This is a genomic window from Streptomyces sp. NPDC018833, from assembly GCF_044390825.1.
Classification (GTDB): domain Bacteria; phylum Actinomycetota; class Actinomycetes; order Streptomycetales; family Streptomycetaceae; genus Streptomyces.
This window is the reverse complement of record NZ_JBIRZM010000022.1, coordinates 65563-83485: the sequence shown is the minus strand read 5'-3', so window position 1 is coordinate 83485 and position 17923 is coordinate 65563. Positions and strand designations below refer to the sequence as shown.

General features: G+C 69.8%; 16 protein-coding genes and 5 pseudogenes. 10 read left to right on the top strand and 11 right to left on the bottom strand.

What is annotated here, in order from left to right:
- Positions 1-631: 631 nt before the first annotated feature.
- From ACH5AF_RS31910 to ACH5AF_RS31895, 4 genes and pseudogenes are all read right to left on the bottom strand, one after another.
- A pseudogene (locus ACH5AF_RS31910) lies at positions 632-796 on the bottom strand (pirin family protein); the annotation flags it as partial.
- 611 nt (positions 797-1407) lie between these two features.
- Positions 1408-2970 (bottom strand): GMC family oxidoreductase, encoded by a 1563-nt coding sequence (locus tag ACH5AF_RS31905; RefSeq protein WP_398906618.1) that lies wholly within the window; start codon positions 2968-2970, stop codon positions 1408-1410.
- 243 nt (positions 2971-3213) lie between these two features.
- Positions 3214-3390: pseudogene (locus ACH5AF_RS31900) on the bottom strand (aldehyde dehydrogenase family protein); the annotation flags it as partial.
- A 65-nt stretch (positions 3391-3455) separates the two neighbouring features.
- Positions 3456-3785 (bottom strand): tetratricopeptide repeat protein, encoded by a 330-nt coding sequence (locus ACH5AF_RS31895; protein ID WP_398906616.1) that lies wholly within the window; start codon positions 3783-3785, stop codon positions 3456-3458.
- 146 nt (positions 3786-3931) lie between these two features.
- Here ACH5AF_RS31895 and ACH5AF_RS31890 point away from each other — a divergent pair, with 146 nt between their 5' ends.
- A complete protein-coding gene (locus tag ACH5AF_RS31890) occupies positions 3932-5173 on the top strand; it encodes a pyridoxal-phosphate dependent enzyme (RefSeq protein WP_398906614.1) in 1242 nt (413 codons plus the stop codon).
- 90 nt (positions 5174-5263) lie between these two features.
- Here the strand turns inward: ACH5AF_RS31890 and ACH5AF_RS31885 are convergent.
- A pseudogene (locus tag ACH5AF_RS31885) lies at positions 5264-5383 on the bottom strand (IS5/IS1182 family transposase); the annotation flags it as partial.
- 204 nt (positions 5384-5587) lie between these two features.
- Positions 5588-6553, bottom strand: coding sequence for a pirin family protein (locus ACH5AF_RS31880; protein WP_398906538.1), 966 nt, complete (start codon positions 6551-6553; stop codon positions 5588-5590).
- Between the two features lie 126 nt (positions 6554-6679).
- Here ACH5AF_RS31880 and ACH5AF_RS31875 point away from each other — a divergent pair, with 126 nt between their 5' ends.
- The gene (locus ACH5AF_RS31875; RefSeq protein ID WP_398906536.1) at positions 6680-7024 is read left to right on the top strand and encodes a tetratricopeptide repeat protein; all 345 of its coding nucleotides are present in this window, start codon (positions 6680-6682) and stop codon (positions 7022-7024) included.
- Positions 7025-7048: 24 nt separating this feature from the next.
- On the opposite strand, the pseudogene ACH5AF_RS31870 reads toward ACH5AF_RS31875, so the two are convergent.
- Together ACH5AF_RS31870 and ACH5AF_RS31865 are read right to left on the bottom strand one after the other, a co-directional pair.
- Positions 7049-7270, bottom strand: a pseudogene (locus ACH5AF_RS31870) (transposase); the annotation flags it as partial.
- 93 nt (positions 7271-7363) lie between these two features.
- Entirely contained in the window at positions 7364-8560 is a 1197-nt protein-coding gene (locus ACH5AF_RS31865; RefSeq protein WP_398906534.1) for a glycoside hydrolase family 64 protein, read from the bottom strand.
- A gap of 340 nt (positions 8561-8900) precedes the next feature.
- Between ACH5AF_RS31865 and ACH5AF_RS31860 the strand changes: the two genes are divergently transcribed.
- Together ACH5AF_RS31860 and ACH5AF_RS31855 are read left to right on the top strand one after the other, a co-directional pair.
- Positions 8901-9041 carry a hypothetical protein gene (locus tag ACH5AF_RS31860; RefSeq protein WP_398906532.1) on the top strand — a complete coding sequence of 47 codons (141 nt, stop codon included), beginning with the start codon at positions 8901-8903 and terminating at the stop codon, positions 9039-9041.
- A complete protein-coding gene (locus ACH5AF_RS31855; protein WP_398906531.1) occupies positions 9038-9421 on the top strand; it encodes a transposase in 384 nt (127 codons plus the stop codon). The genes ACH5AF_RS31860 and ACH5AF_RS31855 overlap by 4 nt, the downstream gene beginning before the upstream one ends.
- Before the next feature lie 57 nt (positions 9422-9478).
- On the opposite strand, the gene ACH5AF_RS31850 is transcribed toward ACH5AF_RS31855, so the two are convergent.
- Positions 9479-10552, bottom strand: coding sequence for an alcohol dehydrogenase catalytic domain-containing protein (locus tag ACH5AF_RS31850; protein WP_398906528.1), 1074 nt, complete (start codon positions 10550-10552; stop codon positions 9479-9481).
- Positions 10553-11367: 815 nt separating this feature from the next.
- On the opposite strand from ACH5AF_RS31850, the gene ACH5AF_RS31845 reads away from it, so the two are divergent.
- The 3 genes and pseudogenes from ACH5AF_RS31845 to ACH5AF_RS31835 all read left to right on the top strand — a co-directional run.
- Positions 11368-11862, top strand: a complete 495-nt coding sequence (locus ACH5AF_RS31845; protein WP_398906526.1) for a hypothetical protein — start codon at positions 11368-11370, stop codon at positions 11860-11862.
- A gap of 26 nt (positions 11863-11888) precedes the next feature.
- Complete coding sequence (locus ACH5AF_RS31840; RefSeq protein ID WP_398906524.1) at positions 11889-12374, top strand: hypothetical protein; 486 nt, start codon at positions 11889-11891, stop codon at positions 12372-12374.
- A gap of 205 nt (positions 12375-12579) precedes the next feature.
- Positions 12580-12987, top strand: a pseudogene (locus ACH5AF_RS31835) (transposase); the annotation flags it as partial.
- Positions 12988-13002: 15 nt separating this feature from the next.
- Here the strand turns inward: ACH5AF_RS31835 and ACH5AF_RS31830 are convergent.
- Positions 13003-13410: a hypothetical protein gene (locus ACH5AF_RS31830; RefSeq protein ID WP_398906522.1), complete on the bottom strand. Its 408-nt coding sequence runs from the start codon at positions 13408-13410 to the stop codon at positions 13003-13005.
- A gap of 797 nt (positions 13411-14207) precedes the next feature.
- Entirely contained in the window at positions 14208-14801 is a 594-nt protein-coding gene (locus ACH5AF_RS31825; protein WP_398906521.1) for a TetR/AcrR family transcriptional regulator, read from the bottom strand.
- 58 nt (positions 14802-14859) lie between these two features.
- On the opposite strand from ACH5AF_RS31825, the gene ACH5AF_RS31820 reads away from it, so the two are divergent.
- The 3 genes from ACH5AF_RS31820 to ACH5AF_RS31810 are packed head-to-tail and all read left to right on the top strand — an operon-like array spanning position 14860 to position 17458.
- On the top strand, positions 14860-15810 hold the full coding sequence (locus tag ACH5AF_RS31820; RefSeq protein ID WP_398906519.1) for a patatin-like phospholipase family protein: 951 nt from the start codon (positions 14860-14862) through the stop codon (positions 15808-15810).
- Positions 15807-17288 carry a flavin-containing monooxygenase gene (locus ACH5AF_RS31815; RefSeq protein WP_398906518.1) on the top strand — a complete coding sequence of 494 codons (1482 nt, stop codon included), beginning with the start codon at positions 15807-15809 and terminating at the stop codon, positions 17286-17288. Before ACH5AF_RS31820 ends, ACH5AF_RS31815 begins: the two co-directional genes overlap by 4 nt.
- Positions 17285-17458 carry a hypothetical protein gene (locus tag ACH5AF_RS31810; RefSeq protein ID WP_398906516.1) on the top strand — a complete coding sequence of 58 codons (174 nt, stop codon included), beginning with the start codon at positions 17285-17287 and terminating at the stop codon, positions 17456-17458. The genes ACH5AF_RS31815 and ACH5AF_RS31810 overlap by 4 nt, the downstream gene beginning before the upstream one ends.
- The last annotated feature ends 465 nt before the right edge of the window (positions 17459-17923 follow it).

Below are 17923 nucleotides of genomic sequence, written 5' to 3'. Positions count from 1 at the left end.
TGCAGCGCAACGCGCGAGGGGAGCATAGTCAGTTCGGGTTCGCCATGTGACTTTGCCGGAACAGGGCCCTCCATTGATCGACATGGCCACATAGCTGATCGATCACTGCCAGGACACGCACTACGAATGCATGGAATCGACCACGTCCAGCCGCCCGTTGGTCATGGCTCCCAGCTCCCGCGCCGGCCGCCTGTCTCCGCGGGACGTACGCTCCCGCGAGTGACCGCCGGCTCCGGGACCGTCCGGCTGAGCCTGGCCCTACCGCAACGATCACTACCTGACAGCCCATCAGGGAAACACGCCTACAAGCTCAATAGCGCTCGCCTGGGCCTGGGCTCTCATCGGGCCGAGCGCCGCCTATAGGCCCGCGCGCCATGGAGCAAGGGCGCCTCCGCAAGCACGGCGTTGGCGTCGTCGTACGTCACGTTTCTGCTTTGGCGGGAATCCGTGCACTTCTGGCACTCATCCCGGGGGTGCGCGATCTGCGACCCGTCATCGCCCTCTGGTGCCCCGCAGGTGGCCCCTCGGGCCACCGACCGCCTCCGCCACACAGGCACCAGCCAGAACCGGGCGCAAACTGCCGGGCACAGGTGGCACCCGTACACCAATTCCACGTATACGCAAACCCAGGTCAACGCACTCGTCCGCGCGGTTTGAGCGGCACCGGCGGCAGTTCGGGAGCGGCCAGCCGGTCGCCGTCGTAGCCCTTCACCTCGCCGCAGCGGGACCCGGTCATCCACTCCGAACGGGCCTGGGCAATCTCCTCGTTCGTGCGCCCGATGAAGTTCAACCACATCTCCGCAGGGACTGTTCCCACACGTCAGACGCCTAGCCACACGTTCGGGAGTCAGAAGAGGTCAGCATCGGCACCTCAAGGGTCGGCAGGGCCACGTGTCCCAGGAAGCAGTTCGCGAGACCTGGAGAATCCCTCGCTCGCCGGCGCGGGCCAGCGCCTCCACCCGGTTGCGCGCGCCCGGCTTCTCCAGTGTTCGCTGGATGCAGGTCTTGACCGTGTTCCTCGTCAGCCCCAGGCCGCCCGGCTGCCGAGACTCGTTGGCGTGGTCCGGACGACCGGCCGGGAGACCCGGCCGGTCGGTACCGGTGAAGCCGTGACCGGAAGGTTCACGGCTCGCGCCCCCAGATCTGCGCCTGGCGGCCCCATCCGTCCGAGGGGCGAATCCCCCACAGCCTCCGGCCGGAGCGCCCCACCGCCGTACGACGCTCCCCCGCCGCCGGCGGGAGGTGCCCCGCCGGTGCACGAAATGCGCCGGTGCATCGAGCACGACCACCGCGAGACCGAACCGGCCTGGGGCCGGACACTTCGACCGGGCCGGTACGTGCACCACCTGTGCGAACGCCCCCCACCCAGCCCCGGAAGCAGACGACAGCCACCGAGCTGATGAAGCACTACTGCACCGCGGCGGCCGCTGACGCACGGATCAGGTCCGCCGCCCGCTCCGCGATCATGATCGTCGGCGCGTTCGTGTTCCCTCGGACGACGGTCGGCATCACCGAGGCGTCGGCCACCCGCAGCCCCGCCACGCCGTGCACGCGCAGCTCGTGGTCGACCACGGGGCCGATCGCGCAGGTGCTCGTGGGGTGGTACAGGGTCTGGAGTTCTCGCTGCGCGTACGCGAGGAGGTCGGCGTCGCTGTCGGACTCGGGTACCAGGAAGTCCGCCCGGTGGTGGGCCCGCAGGGCAGGCCGTCCGACGATGTCGAGCACCAGCCGCAGCGCGCGTACCGCCGTCGCCCGGTCCTCCTCGGTGGTCAGGTAGTTGTGCAGGATCCGCGGCTTGGCGCTGGGCAGGGCCGAGCGCAGCAGGACCTTGCCACGGCTGGTGGGTGCGAGCAGCACCGCCCCGATGTGGAAGGCGTGGTCGGTGGCGGCTCCCAGGCCCTCCTGGTGGAACATCGCCGGTACCGCGTGGATCTGTACGTCCGGCGCGTCGAGGCCGTGGACGGTGCGGAAGAACCCTCCGCCTTCACCGACGTTCGAGGTGAGGGGGCCTCGGCCCTCGGACTCCAGCAGGCTCACGTTCTCGGGGGTCTCGGCGGTGAGCAGGGATTCGGTGTCGGTGAGGTGGACAACGGCCAGGTGCGCATGGTCCTGGAGGTTCTCGCCCACCGGAAGGTCCACCCGGCATGTGATGCCGTGGGCCGCGAGTTCGTCGGCGACGCCCACACCGGAGAGCATGAGCAGCTGCGGCGAGTTGTAGGCACCCGCCGAGAGGACGACCTCGCGGTCGCACCGCAGCTCCTTTGTGGTGCTGCCGTTGTCCACCTCCACACCGACGGCCCTGTCCCCGTCGAAGAGGACCCTGGTGCACTGGACTCCGGTGAGCACCCGCAGGTTGGGACGGTCCATGGCGGGACGCAGGTAGGCGACGGCGGTACTGCACCGCAGACCGCCCCGCTGGGTGAGTTCGTAGTACCCCACCCCGTCCTGCTCCGGGCCGTTGAAGTCGGGGTTGAACGGGTGTCCCGCTTCCTGGGCCGCCGTCACAAAGGCATCGATCAGGGGGCTACGGGAGCGCCCCGGGCTGACCGGGAGCGGGCCGCCCGCTGCGTGCCGCTCGGAGGCCCCGCCATGGTGGTCCTCGGAACGCAGAAAGTACGGCAGGACTTCGTCCCACCCCCAGCCCTTGGCACCGGCCGCGGCCCAGCCGTCGTAGTCCCGGCGGCTGCCGCGGATGTAGATCATGGCATTCATCGAAGAGCAGCCGCCGAGCATCCGGCCGCGCGGCAGATAGCGGCGCCGGCCATCGAGGCCCGGCTCGGGTTCGGTCAGGTAGTCCCAGTCGTACTTGCTGCGGAACAGCTTCGCAAATGCCGCCGGGACATGGATCTCCTGCGCGTCGTCGGCGGGGCCGGCCTCGACGAGCAGGACGCGCACGCCCGGGTCCTCGCTCAGTCGGGCGGCGAGCACACAGCCGGCGGACCCGGCGCCCACGATGATGTAGTCGTACATGTGCGTCCTCTCTCGGCGGCCGCACGCGGCCGCCGCCTTCCGGGCCCGCCGCATCCGGCCGCCGGGCGGGCGGCCGGGCCGGGCGGGTGCATGCGGTCGGAATGCGGAGTTGCGGCTCAGTGCTGGATGGCCTTGGTCTCGAGGAACTCCTCGAACCCCAGGCGCCCTGCCTCCCTCCCCACACCCGACTGCTTGTAACCCCGCACGGAAGCAAGGGGCTTGAAAGGCACCGCCGTTCACGTTCCACCATCTGGCCCGAATACGGCGGGCGACCGCCTCCGCCCGCTCCCGGTCGCCCGACCAGACGCCACCGGCAAGGCCGTACGGCGTGTCGTTGGCGATGGCAACGGCCTCCTCCTCGGTGTCGAAGGGAATGATCGACAGCACGGGTCCGGAGATCTCCTCCCGGGCGATGGTCATGTCGTTGCCGGCCACCGACTCCTTGCCGTAACGGGATGTTTCCGGGCAGTGTGCGCGAGCCCTCACTACGGGGTCGATGGAGCGGCGAAGCCGGATCGAGCCCCCCGGTACGTGCTGGGCCCCCGCGGGCTGAGGAATGTGGAGCACGAGCGCCGAGACCTCACGCGCCGTAGCCCCGACACCAGGCCGACGCCGGCGGGAGCGCCCGTACGAACCGGTCGAGGAAGGACTTGTGCACGGAGCTCGTCGACGGACTTCAATGGCAAGGGCGGTTCGTCGGGGTGGTCTTCGCCCAGGGCCGGTGTCCGATCCGTGAGGGTCTGTTCGTACAGGACAGCCCGGCCCGGATCCCCCGCCGACCTGAAGACGTAGGCGAGGTTGCTGCGGCAGGTCAGGGTAACCGGGGTGGCCTTCGCCCGGAATCGTCCCCGTCGCGGGGTCCACGGGAGCGGGAGTGATACATGTCTGGAGCCTCACGAAGCCGTGAGGTCCCGCTTGGGCCCGAGGCACAGGAACTGACAGCGGTACCCTCAAGCCCGTGATGGACGACAACCTGGGGACCGGGCACAACAAGTCACCGTCCTGCGCGGGTGGTCAGCGCTCCGTGCGAGACAACAGCATCCAGTACCCCTTGTGGCCGCCCATGACGGCTGGATGTCCCCGCACGAGCACTGAGGACGTCGACTATCCGGTTGAAGTCGACTTTGCTTACGATCGCATTGAGCGCGAGCTCTTCTCGCGAGACGGCAGCGACGGCACCAGGTCCGGACTGGACCGGTGGGCTCCTCTGCTCCCCCCGCTGCATGCTCCCGGTCTGGGCGAAGGTGGCACGCCGCTGCTCGAACTGGAGCCGGACGTCTTCGTCAAGGACGAGTCTCGCAACCCCACTTGGAGCCACAAAGATCGGCTCAATCGTTGCACTACGAGCGCTGCAGTCGCGCTGCGCGCCCCGGGCATTGTCGTGGCATCTTCGGGCAACCACGGGGCTTCAGCCGCAGCGTATGCGGCCCGTGCCGGCCTCCCATGCGTTGTCCTGGCCGGCCCGGACGTCCCGCCTGCCGTTGACTCTTTTCTCAACGCGTATGGTGCGGTGGTCCTGCGCGTGCCGTGGGAGGCGCGGTGGCCCGTCATGCGGCAGATCGTCGATCGGCTTGGCCTGCACCCGGTGAGCAACCTCACCCGAACGCATACCGGTCATCCCTTTGGGCCGGAGGGATACAAGACCATCGCGTACGAGATCTTCATGGACGTTGGTGTCCCTGCGGCGGTGTTTACGCCCACTGGATATGGCGAATTGCTGTTCGGTGTATGGAAGGGCTTCCTCGAGTTGCGCCGTCTCGCGCTGTCTTCCTCTGTCCCACGCATGTACTCATGCGAGTCGGCCGCCGCTGCACCGTTGGCAGCAGCGTTGCGTCAGGGGCGCGACGCAGCGCATGTGAAGGTACAGAAGACCGACGCATACTCGATCGTCGCGCCGGTCAGTGGCTATCGGGGCAAGAGGGCTGTCACCGAGAGCGGCGGGGCCGCCCTGGTCATCAGCGATGACCAACTGCGATCCGCCCAGCGCGAACTGAGTGGCCATGGCCTGTGGGCGGAGCTTTCTGGTGCCGCAGGCCTCGCCGGGCTACGCGAAGCGAGCGGCGTTGACGGCCCAGCGGTCTGCATATCCACCTCGAGCGGATTCAAAGATCGCGGTACATGCAGCGGGACGCCATCAGACGTAGTGAACCCTGAGTGGAAAGATGTGTCGAAGCACCTTCGACACGCGGGACTTTCCATCTGAGGGCGACGCTGTTCTGGGCCAGTGAGCCGTAGCTAAGCGGTGTCCCCTAAATGATCTACGACGTGTTCGTTGACCGGCTTTGTTTCTTCGTCACCCGGCGAGGGTGAGGTTGTGCAGGCGGGCGATGCCGAGCATGGCGTAGTGGACGCCGTCGCCTTTCAGGCGGCAGTCGCGGAGGATCTTGCAGGTCGTCATGCGGGCGAAGGCGTGCACGAGGCCATCCAGCTGAGACATCGTCATGAGTCGGCAGTGGGTCAGCATGGTGTGAGCAGCGCTCGACCACAGATGGCCGAGCGTGGTGACGTCACCCTCCCCGCAGGGGGACGGGAGGGGCTGCACCCGCCCGGCCCCACCTGCTTGGGCCGAAAGGAACAGCCCTCCGGCGAAACCTCGCCCAGGCGATGGAAAGCCAGGTCAGCGGACTCGTCCCCGCGGTTTCAGGGGTACCGCCGGCAGTTCGGGAGCCGACAGTGGAGCACCGTCGTAGCCCTTGACCTCGCCGAAGCGGGCGCCCTCCATCCAGTCCCGGCGGGCCGCCGAGATGTCCTCCTGCGAACGCCCGATGAAGTTCCACCACATCACGATCTCCTCCTCGAACGGCTCCCCGCCCAGCAGCATCAGTCCGGCGTCGGACTCGGCGCGCAGGGACAGTTCGGAACGGCCGCAGCCGAGGTAGAGCATCGAGCCGGGCAGCACCGGGACGCCGTCCACGTGGGCCTCGCCCGACATGGACAGCACGGCGTACTCGAAGTCCGGGTCGAGGGGCAGCATCGTCTCCGCGCCGCGGGCCAGGGCGAGGTCCGCGCCGACGATCGGGGTGTACGTCGCACCCGGCGACGTCGCTCCGTCGAGGGTGCCGAGCACGACCGTCGCGGTCAGGCCGGGGGCCGTGACCTGCGGAAGATCGGTGTGGTGCTGGAAGTGCGGCTCGACCGTCCGGTGGGTGTCCGGCAGCGCCACCCAGAGCTGGGCGCCGTGCAGGAACCGGGCGTGCTTCCTGGGGCTCTCCTCCGAGTGGCTGATCGCCCTGCCCGAGGTCATCAGCCCCAGTTCCTTCGGGCGGATGGTCGCCAGGGAGCCTGTGCTGTCGCGGTGCAGCACCTCCCCCTCGTGGAGCCAGCTGACGGTCTGCAGACCCATGTGCGGGTGCGGCGGGACCTGCATGCCGGGTTCGTCGGCGATGTCATCGGGGCCGTAGTGGTCGACGAAGGCCCACGCGCCCACCATGCGGCGGCCGAGGTTGGGCAGGAGCCGGCGGACCTCGGTGGATTCGCCGAGCTGGACGCGGCGGGGGCTCAGGAGTTCGCGGACGGGCTCGGCAACGACAAAGCCCCGGCCGCCGCACACGGACAGGGCGGCCTGACGGTCGAGATTGCTCATGGGCCCAACTTAGTTCCTGTGCCCCGCCCCGGCCCTTTCGTGGCCGCGACTTCCCGAAGTGGAATGGAGTGGACCGCTCCGTTGTTGACGGGGGCGCCACGCACGTGACCAGGAAAAGGGAAGCACGTGAGCGAGACCTACGACGAGTTCGGGACGGCCTCCGAGCGGTGGAACCGGGCCCAGCTGTTCTTCGACGCCAAGGAGTACGTGACGGCCGTCCGTATCCTGCGCGGTCTGGTCGAGGAGGTGCCCGAGCAGGTGGCGCCCCGACTGCTGCTGGCCCGCGCCTATTACCACTCGGCGCAGCTGCGCAGGGCCGAGACCGAGCTGCGTGCCGTCCTGGAGCGTGATCCGGTCGAGCACTACGCGCGGCTGATGCTCGGCCGCACGCTGGAACGGCAGGGACGGCCGGACGAGGCGGCGCCGCACCTGCGGATGGCGGTGGCGATGGGGGGCGAGCAACCGGCCTGAGGCCCGGGCCGTGCCCGTGGGCCGGTCGGAGACGGCGCGGGCGAGGCTGTGGTTCTTGACCATGTTGCGCACGGTCAGGTCCTCGATCACGAGCGTTTGGTTCTCACGCACGAGTCGAGTGGTCAGCTCGTGCAGGCCGACACGGCGGCGGTCGGCGATCCGGGCATGGACCTCGGCGGCCTTACGCCGGGCCTTGGCCCGGTTCGCTCCGTCGCCCTTGGCTTTGCGGGCGAGTACCCGCCCCGCTCCGCAGGCCGTGCTGCGGCCGCCCCGGGGACCGGCGGTCCTCGACAAGCGGCCGCACCGACGGGCGGTGCGGCCGCCTGTCGGCGGGCCGGATCAGTCGAACGGGTCGAGCGTGATGTATGCGTGTTGCGGGTTGCCGTCGTGCACCAGCGATTCATGGGCACCGACGTCGTCGAAGGCGAAGGCGTACGCCTTTCCGTCCGCCATCTGCGCATGGACCTTGCGGGCGTAGTGGTTGGTGACCGTGTCCCGATAGAAGCCGGCGCTGCCGGTGTCGGGCTGGTTGGGGTTGGTCAGCAGCGTGGAGCGGTTGAACCCGGCGCACAGGGTGCGCGAAATGGGGCCGCGCACTTGGTCGTTGGGCGCGTCCAGCTTCTTGTAGCAGCCGAAGATGCTGTCCGCGTCGGGCTTCTGGAACGAGGTGACGACGGCGCCGGAGGTGTTGGTGAAGTTCATGACGCCACCGGAGACGCGGCCGTAGTACTTGGTGCCGGGTCGGTCGGCGAACGGTGTGACGGTGAGCGTCGAGGTGGCGTACTTGCTCCAGACGCGGTTGATGTAGTCGTCCATGACGCCCGCGGGGAGGGCTCCGGCCGCGATGCCGTGGCCGGGGGCGAGGGCGCGCAGGACGCTGCCGTCGGAGCGGGTCTGGATGAGGTTCGCCCAGCCGCCGGGCTGGCCGCGCAGCGCGTTGTAGAAACCCCGGTAGCCGCCGGGCTTCAGCCGGCCGGTGTTCCGCACCGTGCCGTCGGCCGCCTTCACACCGACCGCGTACGGAGCGGAGAACATGTCGACCTGGGTGCTGTTGAGCCAGATGCCGGCGTCGTTGAGCGTGTACTCGGACCAGTTGAACAGGATGGCGCGGTTCGGGTCGGACGAATTCTGCACGGCGGGCTGCACCAGTCCGCCGGTGGTGAGCTTGAAGACCAGCTTCTGGCCGTAGGAGAAGTAGATCCGGCCGGAGAACTTGGGGACCTGGAGCGTGACGGAACGGCCGTTGGCGGGGCCGGGGATCGAGGCGTCGGGGGCGGGCGTCGGCGGATTGCCCCCGGCCGGCCAGGGGTGGAACGTCCCCGCGGCGTCGGCCCAGCCCTGGCGGCCGCTGCTGAGTTCGGTTCCGATGTTGTAGAGGTAAATCGGTTCGCTGCGGCCCGAGTTGTTCGTGAAGGTCAGCGGTACGGTCGCCGGGACCGCGGCGTCGGCCGGCTCCGTGGGCCCGGCGGCCGTGAAGCCCGCGGCACACAGCAGGGCAGCGGCCGCCGCCGCAAGCAACTTTCGTGGAACACGCATGTCCCACCTCCTGGGCAGTCGATGTGGGGGGAGGACGCCCGCGCCCGGGCACGGCATCCATGAGAGCGCTCTCAGCGTGGGGGGCGGCAAGCGCCTCGTCAAGGTCTCCGGCAAGGACCTGTCTCCCAGCCGGCCCATCCTGTCGGCTCGTGTCGAACCGAGTCGGACGTGCCGGGGGCCGGGCGGCGGCAGCATCGGCCGGACGCTTCATCCCGGCCGCCGGGCGGCGTGCAGTCTCGTCTACCTACGTCGCGGCCTCGGTGCCGGGTCGGTTCCGTCGGCCCAGGCGCGGGCGAAGCGGCGAGGTTGGCGGCGGTACCGGCGACCGTCCTGGTGGCAGGTGCCCAGTAGTGGCGGCCGCCGCGAGCACGGCGTCAGCCGGTGCCGTGCCACCTACGACGTCCACCGCACCCACGTCTTCGGCCGCACCGAGCCGCGCACCGGCATCGACCCGTTCATGAACCTGGTCACCCAGTCATGAGCCAGGAGCCGTACGCCAGCGCCAGACGCGTGTTCTGGATCGTCGACAACGGATCCTCCCACCGCGGCCAGAAGGCCGCCGACCGGCTGACCGCCGCCTTCCCGAACGCCGTCATGGTCCACACCCCGGTGCACGCCTCCTGGTTGAACCAGGTGGAGATCTACTTCTCCGTCGCCCAGCGCAAGGTCGTCTCGCCCAACGACTTCACCGACCTCAGCGAGGTCAGGGACCGGCTCCGCGCCTTCGAAGACCGCTACAACGCCACGGCACAGCCGTTCCAGTGGAAGTTCACCACCTCCGACCTGGACGATCTGCTGGCCAGGCTCGACCGGCACACCACCGATCACCAGGCAGAATCCTCCGCCGCCCGAGCAGCGTGATCAACCCCCGAAGGACTTACGGAACGGACCACTTAGCGAACCGTGCCTGATGCGGCATTAGCCGTGGGGGAGGATCACCGTGATGCCGGGTACGGAGCCGATCTCGGCCAGGGCGAGCCCGGCCTCGTCCAGACCGACAGTCCTGGTGACCAGCAGATGCGGCCGCAGAATGCCAGCCGCCGCCATGTCCATCATTGCGGGATACGCATGCGCGGCCATGCCGTGACTGCCCGAGACCACCAGCTCGTACGCCAGCACCCGGTTCATCGACAGCCCTGTGAGCCCGCCGGCGGCCCGCACCTGGACATGCCGTCCGCGCCGTCGGAGGCTTCCTATCCCCAACTCGGTACTGAAGGCGTGGCCCATGGCGTCGATCGACAGATGGGCACCCCCTCCTGTGATGTCCCGGACCGCGGCGGCGACCGCATCAACGGGCTCGGGGACGCCACCGGTGCTGCCGGGTGCCTCACCGCTCGCAGGCATCCGGTGCACCGCGGCGGCGCCCAGTCGCTCGGCGAGGGCCAGTGCCTCGCCACCGCTGTCCACCGCGACTACCCGCGCCCCGGCGGTCGCGGCGATCATGACAGCCGAGAGTCCAATCCCGTCACATCCGTACACCACCACCCACTCACCCGGTCGAACCGCGCCGACCTGGACCATGGCGCGAAAAGCGGTGGCGAATTGGCATCCCAGCCCCGCCGCAGCCGTGAACTCCATCGCCGTCGGCAGTCTGACCAGGTTGACGTCGGCGTGATCGATTGCCACATACTCCGCGAACGAGCCCCAATGATGAAATCCCGGCTGAGTCTGCCGCTCGCACACCTGCTGCTCTCCCGCCGCGCACGCGCCGCAGGTCCCGCATGCACACACGAACGGTACTGTGACCCGGTCCCCGGGCCGCCATCTCGAGACCTGCGGGCCTACCGACTCGACCACCCCTGCCAGCTCATGTCCTGGCACATGCGGGAGGAGGCGAATGTCCTGGTCGTGGCCTTGCCAGCCGTACCAATCGCTCCGGCACAGTCCTGCCGCCTCAACCTTGATCACTGCCCCGGCGAGGGAGGGCGCAGGGTCGGGCACCTCACGGACCGAGAGCTTCTGCCCGAAAGCGTCGAAAACCAAAGCCCTCATACCTGCTGCTCCCCACGGTTGGCTCCGCTCGTGGCCATGCGCCACAGGAAACCCAGTGTCCACATGCAGTACCAGCCACTCAAGCTGCGAGTCCGAGGAGGCCCTGGACTGCGCATGCGGCCTCTAACCTCGCCACCCCGGACATCTGACCAAACCCCATACACGACGCCGACTCCGGAGTCAACCTCCGAAGGACTTCCGGAGCCGACCACTTAGTTTGGGCTGGCATGCGGCCGCATGTCCGGCCTCGGGACTGACCATCGGGTACAGCCGTTGACGCCAATCACTTGATCTTGAACGGCGGAGGACGCTGGGCATCGCGGGGCTCTCTGTCATGGCGGTAGCCGCGCCGATATCAGGGCAGGCCGGGTGGGTCGTCCTTCAGGTAGCGGCGTGCGGCGGCGACGAACTCACGCTCGGCCTCGGTGTACATCTCCCGGACCCGGGTCGGAGACACCTCCTCGCCTCCCGAACCCACGCCGGGCCGTCGCCTTCCCCTGCTCGAGCCACCGCTCGTCCCTGCTGGTGCCGTCGCCGCGCCCAGCCGGTCCTGTCCTGCCCCTGGTCGCCCGGCCGTCCTGGCCGCGCGGGGGGCTCACCGGTCCGCTCTGTCTTCCGGCTGGCTGCGGTGCGCTCAGTGTGCCGGGCGCCGAGCCGTTTGAGCTTGCGGTGCCCCCTCTGCTTGGACTCGTTCTCCAAGGCCACGGAGACGCCGCCGACTTCGTGGGTCACACGGTGGACCGTCGGGACAAGGCGGGCGACTTCTTCGACTGGCTGACGGACTGATGTACTTCTCCGTGGAAGGAGGGCCCTGAATGCCTACGTCACTGCCGGTCCCGATCGAGTTCCGCCTGCCCGAGGGCTGGCTCCCGGCCCGCCCGGAGGGCGGCGACCCGGGCGTCGCGTTCGCTGCCGTGCATCCGGAGCCGGACGCCGGGTTCGCTGCCGTCATCACCGTCGAGGGCGGTTTCCCGCCGGAGGCACGGACGCCGGCCGAGCTCGCAGCCGCGTCCGTGGAGTGCCTGGGCGAGGCCGCCGAGTGGGTGGCGGTCACGGACCGCCGCGAATTCGGCAGCACCGACGCGCCGGGCCTGACTCAACGGCTGGCCATCTCGGCCGTCGCCGACGACGTGCACCGCGACCTCGTCCAGTCCCAGGTGTACCTGTCCCTCGTCGATATCGAGGAGCCGCGCAGGCGTGCGGTGATCCGGCTGGCCCTGACGGCAACGGCCGTCCAGTACGACGGCGTTGTGGGCGACTTGCAGGAGTTCCTGCGAAGCGTGCGTCCGGACACCGGGAAGGCTGCGTAGCTGTGGGCCGTCTGTGGGACAAGTGGATGGGAACCCGTCACGCCGACGGGGGCACCGAGGCGATTCCCACCCAGGAACTGCGAGCCGCACTGCTCGCGCTGAACGGCACAGGGGTGCCCTTCGGCATCCGAGAGGCAGGCACGGGCGGGGCGGAACTGCTGGCGGAGTGGCGGTTCCTGGAGCCGGCCTGGGGCTCCGGTGCGACCCGCAGGCAGGTAGAGCGGACCCTCAAAATCTGGATGCGCCTGTGCCCCGGAGAGCGTGAAGTGCGGGCCATGGACGAGCAGTGGGAGGTGACGCGAGCCGACTCCCCGCCCGGCCGGACCGTGGCGCGCGCGCACGGCCGCGGGCCGATCCGCGGCATCCAGAAGGAATGGGCCCTGGAACCGGGGCCCGACGGCCGCCGGCGCAAGGTCGAGACGTTCAGCTTCGACTCACGGGATCTGAAGGACCCCCTCAGGAACACGGTCCTCGGAGCGGGGTGGACCTGGCGCGGAGTGTACAAGCTGTGACCGAGGGGCGGGCAGGGCGGCGACTCGATGACCGGTCACCCCGTACTGCGCGGTGAAGCACCGGCCCGGGACAGCAGCGGAGTCAGGGCCCCACGTACTCGAACACCCCGCGCGCTGGCCCATGGGGCGGGTAGTGGCCTGCAGCAGCCCTGCGGGTGCCCCAGCACGGCGCGATGGCCGTCCGGTGTGGGGGCCGTGGGCATCACCCCTCGCCTTCGTTCTCACAGCCGGACAGGCTAGCGCCCGCTTTCGCGCACGTGACGGCCCGCCTGCGCGTTCCCCGCCGACGCGGACGGCCCCGCACCAGGCCAGGCGTGGTCCTGGCCGACAAGGCCTACTCATCGCGCGCCATCCTGAGCACTTGCGCAAGCGCGGTATCCGGGCGTTGATCCCCGTTCCGGCGGACCAGCGGGGCCACCGGCTGCGTCGCGGCAGCCGAGGCGGCAGACCACCCGCTTTCGACCGCGAGGCCTACAAGCAGCGCAATACGGTCGAGCGGTGCATCAACCGCTTGAAGCAGTGGCGCGAAATCGCCGCCCGCTACGAGAAGACAGCGACCGTCTACCTGACAGGGCTGCACGTCCCGGGCATCTTCCTCTGGTCCGCCAGATGATCCAAACGAAACGGCCTAGGCGACGCGGACCATCAAGGTCCCGTTGGCCGAGGCGCTGACGGCGGCCAAGGCGCTGACGCTGGCGGAGGCCCCAGGCACGATGGTGATGCTGGCGCTGCCGCCGCTGGAGAAGACCAGGGTGGCGTTGGTGTTGTTGGTCACCGCGGCGACTGCCGAGACTTGGACGCCGGTATCGAGAGTGGCACCGGCGGAGAGGCTGGCGCCGGGAATGTCGAGGGTGCCACCGGCCGAGAGGCCGATGCTGATTGTGCCTGTCACGGCCGCGGTGGACTGGGTGTGCGCGACCGTAGCGGCGTGCGCGGGTACCGCTGCAGAGGCGCTCGGCTGAAGTGTGATCAGGCTGCCCGCGGCCACGAGTGTGGCAGCGGCGATCTTGGCTGTGAGGCAATGGATCGTACGCATGGGGAGACCTCCAGGCAGAAGAGAGAGCACTATCTCCAGGACCGCGGGTGCGCCTGGCTGTGCCAGCCATTAGGCAAGCCTGTGCAGCCACTTCAATGCAACGTGACTAATGGTCCGTCTGGGGGGCGCATAGGAGCGTTCGGTGAGCCACAGGGGGGCCTGCAACACAGGTTGGTCACGCCGAGAGTCAATCCGCGCGGTCCGGATCGAACGGCTCCTGGAACGCGCCATCACCCACCTGCCCGTCCTGGTCGCGGACACCATCGACAAAGTGAGCCCTGATTCACACGCAGCACAGCACATGATCGGTTACCTGTACCAGCGGCACGGCCACCGGGATTCCCTGCGCTGTTCGAGCTTCTCCGCCTCCCGCCGCCGCTCCAATAACGGCGCCTCAAAGCACGAGCGTTCAGCGGCCAGTCTGCAGGCCTGCTCGGTTAACCGCCTTGCCCACGTTGCTGATGCCGTTCCGGCCGCATAACCGACTGGAGCTGCGGCGCTTTCGCGGGCCGCTGGCGCCCGGGGCGATGAGCCCGTCGGAGAGTGCCGGTGGCGCGAAGGCTCGGCCCACTCACGCGCGAGCGCTCCACCCCGGCCCAGTGGCTGTACAGCGAGCCCCACTGTGCGGCGCGCCAAAGGCCGTCCGCAGGGTTCCGGGGCGGCGACGGCTCCGTGAACGGCGCAACGGCCCAGCGCTCCCTCGGCAACACGGCGTTCGCGCCGATCGCTCCGCTCGCCTCCGAGCCGCCCCCTTCCAGCCGGGTGCCCGCACTGTCAGCGCAGCAGCATGGGCACCCTCAGGGGCGCCCGCTCATGACGCTGCGCAGCAGGTCGACGATCGGCTGCACCGGGACGGTCGGGTCGAAGGCGCGCTGGACGCCGAGCCCAATGCCGAGGCTGAGCAGGGTCAGGGCGGCGGTGTCGGCAGGCAGGGCGGGTGTGATGCCGAGTTCGTCCGCCTGCGCCCGGATCAGGTCCGCGAGCGCGTCGGTGACGGTGCGCCGACGCCGGGCGAGCTGCTCGCACATCTGCTTGTCGCGGCGGTTGGCGGTGGCGAACTCGACTTCCAGAGAGGTCCACGAGCTGTCGCCGATGGTCTCGTCGGCCCAGCGGGCGAATCCCGCGATCCGGTCCTCGAAGAGGGGCGCGTCGCCCATCGCGGCGGCCAGCTGTGTCACCTGTTCCGCGGCGATGCGGTCGAGCACGGCCAGGCACAGGTCGTTCTTGGTGGCGAAGTTGGAGTACACCGCCCCCTTCGAGTAGCCCGCCGCCTCGGCGACACGCTCCATTGACGTCGCCGTGAAGCCTTCGCTCAGGAAGAGCGCGTACGCGGTGTCGAGGACGTGTTCGCGGGTGCGGGCCTGGCTCTCGGCCCGGGTCAGTCTTGCCACCCCCGGAGGATACCGCTAGCTTTCGGATTCCCTTGGAATTCAAATCCCGGGAGAATCTATGGCGCGTTGTCAACGACGCGGGCTGGTCGTCGGGTGCGGCGGCACCCTCGGCTTCGCATGGGCGGTTGCGGCGCTGGCCGCGGTCCAGGAGCAGCTCGACTGGGATGCCCGCACGGCAGAGGTGCTGGTGGGGACGTCGGCGGGGGCGGAGGTCGTGTCCGCGCTCGGGTCCGGCCGGTCGGTCTCCGACCTGCTCGCGGCACTGCAGGGCCGGTCCGACGCGGACCCGCTGCTCCTGCGGCACGTCGGCGCGCACCCGGGCACCCTGCCACCTGTTCCGTGGCCGGGGCTGCCGGGCGCCGGGCTGACGGCGGCGGCAACCCGGGGTCGCGTCCCGCTCGGGTCGGGGCTGCTCGGCCTCCTGCCGCGCGGCCGCGGGGATGCGGGGTGGCTGCGGGGCTTCGGCGCCGCGCTGGCGGACGGCCACACGTGGCTCGCCTCGTCACGTACATGGCTGGTGGCGACCGAGACGCGCTCCGGCAGACGAGTAGCGTTCGGTTCGCCCGACGCCCCGGTCGCCGACATCGGCAGCGCGATAGCCGCGTCGTGGGCGATCCCGGGCTGGTTCCCTCCCGTACGGATCGACGGGCGCGCCTACCTCGACGGCGGGGTGGTGTCGCCGACGTCGGCCGACCTCGTTGCCCCGCTCGGCCTGGACGAGGTGGTGATCGTCGCCCCGATGGCGACGTCCGGGGGCGCGCCCGCCACCGGGCTGAGCCGCCTCGAACGCGTCGTCAGGCGCTGGATGACCCGGACCCTCGACGCGGAGGAACATCTGCTTCGGGCAGCGGGGACCCGCGTCGTCCGGATCGAGCCCGGCGCCGAGGAACTGGCCGTCATGGGCTTCAACTTCATGGACGTCGCCCGCCGCCCGGCCACCCTCGACGTCTCCCTGCGTACCGCACCCGACCGTGTCAAGCGAGCCATCGACAGGAGCACCACGACATGAGCGCCCATTTCGAGGTCATCGTCATCGGCGCCGGTGTCTCCGGGGTCGGCGCGGGGGTCCGCTTGCGCGATGCCGGGATCCGGGACTTCCTGATCGTCGAGGCCGCCGACGACTTCGGCGGCACGTGGCGGGCCAACACCTATCCGGGCTGCCAGTGCGATGTGCCGTCCCGGCTCTACAGCTACTCGTTCGCGCCGAACCCGGACTGGACGAGGGTGTACGCGCATCAGCCGGAGATCCTCGCCTACGTGAAAGGGGTCGCCGACCGGCACCGGCTGCGCGAGCACACCCGGTTCGGCGTGCGCATGACGGAGGCGCACTGGCACCCCGAGGCGGCACGGTGGCGGATCAGCACCAATGCCGGCGAGTTCACCGCCCGGTTCCTGATCGCCGGTGCCGGGCCGTGGAACGAGCCTCTCCTCCCCGATATCCCGGGCCTTGCGGAGTTTCCCGGCGAGGTTTTCCACTCCGCGCGCTGGAACCACGACTACGACCTGCGCGGCAAGCGGGTCGCGGTACTCGGCACCGGGGCATCGGCCGTGCAGTTCGTCCCGGCCATCGCCCCCCAGGTCGACCGGCTCCACCTGTTCCAGCGCACTGCCCAGTGGGTGCTGCCCAAGCCGGACCATCGCATACCGAAGGCCGAACGGTGGGTGATGCGGCACGTGCCCGGCGCCCGGGCCGCGGTGGCCGCGGTGGAGTACCGGGCCATGGAGATGCTGGGCCGCGGATTTCGCAGGCCCTCGCTGCTGCGCGGCGTACAGGCCGTGGCACGCGCACACCTGCGCACCACCGTGCGGGGCCGTGAACTGCGCCGCAAGCTGACCCCCGACTACACCATCGGCTGCAAGCGCATCCTGTTCTCCAACAACTACTACCCGGCCCTGACCCGCGCGAATGTGGACGTGCACGCCTGCGCCGTCCGCACGGTCGACGGCACCACCGTGCTCGGCGCCGACGGCAGCAGCGCCGAAGTGGACGCGATCATCCTCGGCACGGGCTTTCACATCCTCGACATGCCCCTGTCATACCTCATCCACGACGGCGCCGGACGTTCCCTCGCCGACCACTGGCAGGGCTCCCCCGAGGCGTACCTCGGCACCGTCACCGCCGGTTTCCCCAACGCGTTTCTGCTTCTCGGTCCCGGCCTGGGCACCGGACACAGCTCCGCGTTCACCATCCTCGAAGCACAGCTCGATCTCGCCTTCGGCGCGATCCGCTCAGCACGCGCCGAGGGGTGGGCGTCGGTCGAGGTACGCCGCGACGTGCAGACCGCCTACAACACCCAACTGCAGGCCGCCCTCGCGGGCACCGTCTACAACACCGGCGGATGCCGGAGCTACTACCTCGACGCCAACGGCCGCAACAGCTTCAGCTGGCCCTGGTCCACCGACCGGCTCCGCAAACAGGTGGCACGCTTCGACGCCCGCGACTTCACCGTCATCCACCCCACCGACCGGCAGGAGTTCAGCGCATGAGATTCCCCTCCATCGACATGCGCGGCGCCGACATCGCCGTCACCGGCGCCGCACACGGCATCGGACTCGCCACCGCGACGGCGTACGCCCCCAGGGTGCCCACGTCACGCTCGGCGACCTCGACGGCGACCTGGCCCGGCAGGCCGCCTACAGCAGAGACGCTCTCGTGATCTCGACCCGGCCAGACCAAGAACGCGAACCCTCCAACTGGGGGCGTTCGTTCATCCGTACGCCAGTGGGGAGCCGGGGCCGTGCACCGACAGCACGTACAAGGACGGCCCCGCTCCCCCACCATTCGGTGGAGCAGCGGGGCCGCTGAGACGCCGGCGCCCGGCGCCAGCTACAGGGTCTGCTTCAGGTGCTCGATCGGCTCGCGCCGGTACTCGGGGCTGGACGCCGCCGCCAGGTCCGCGGCCATCTTGTCCGGGCCCCCGCGGAGCTCGAGGAGCTTCGCGGCGCCGCGTGCCGCTGGATCAGTTGTTCCAGTCGCTTTCCGGACCCGGACACGGCGGTGGGCGGGGCGCCCCCCCCCCCCCCCCCCCCCCCCGGGGGGGGGCCCCCCGGGGGTTATTGACACGAGGGCGCACCAAAAAAATGAATGTGGGGGAGCGCGGCCGAGCGAGGCCCCCGCCCGC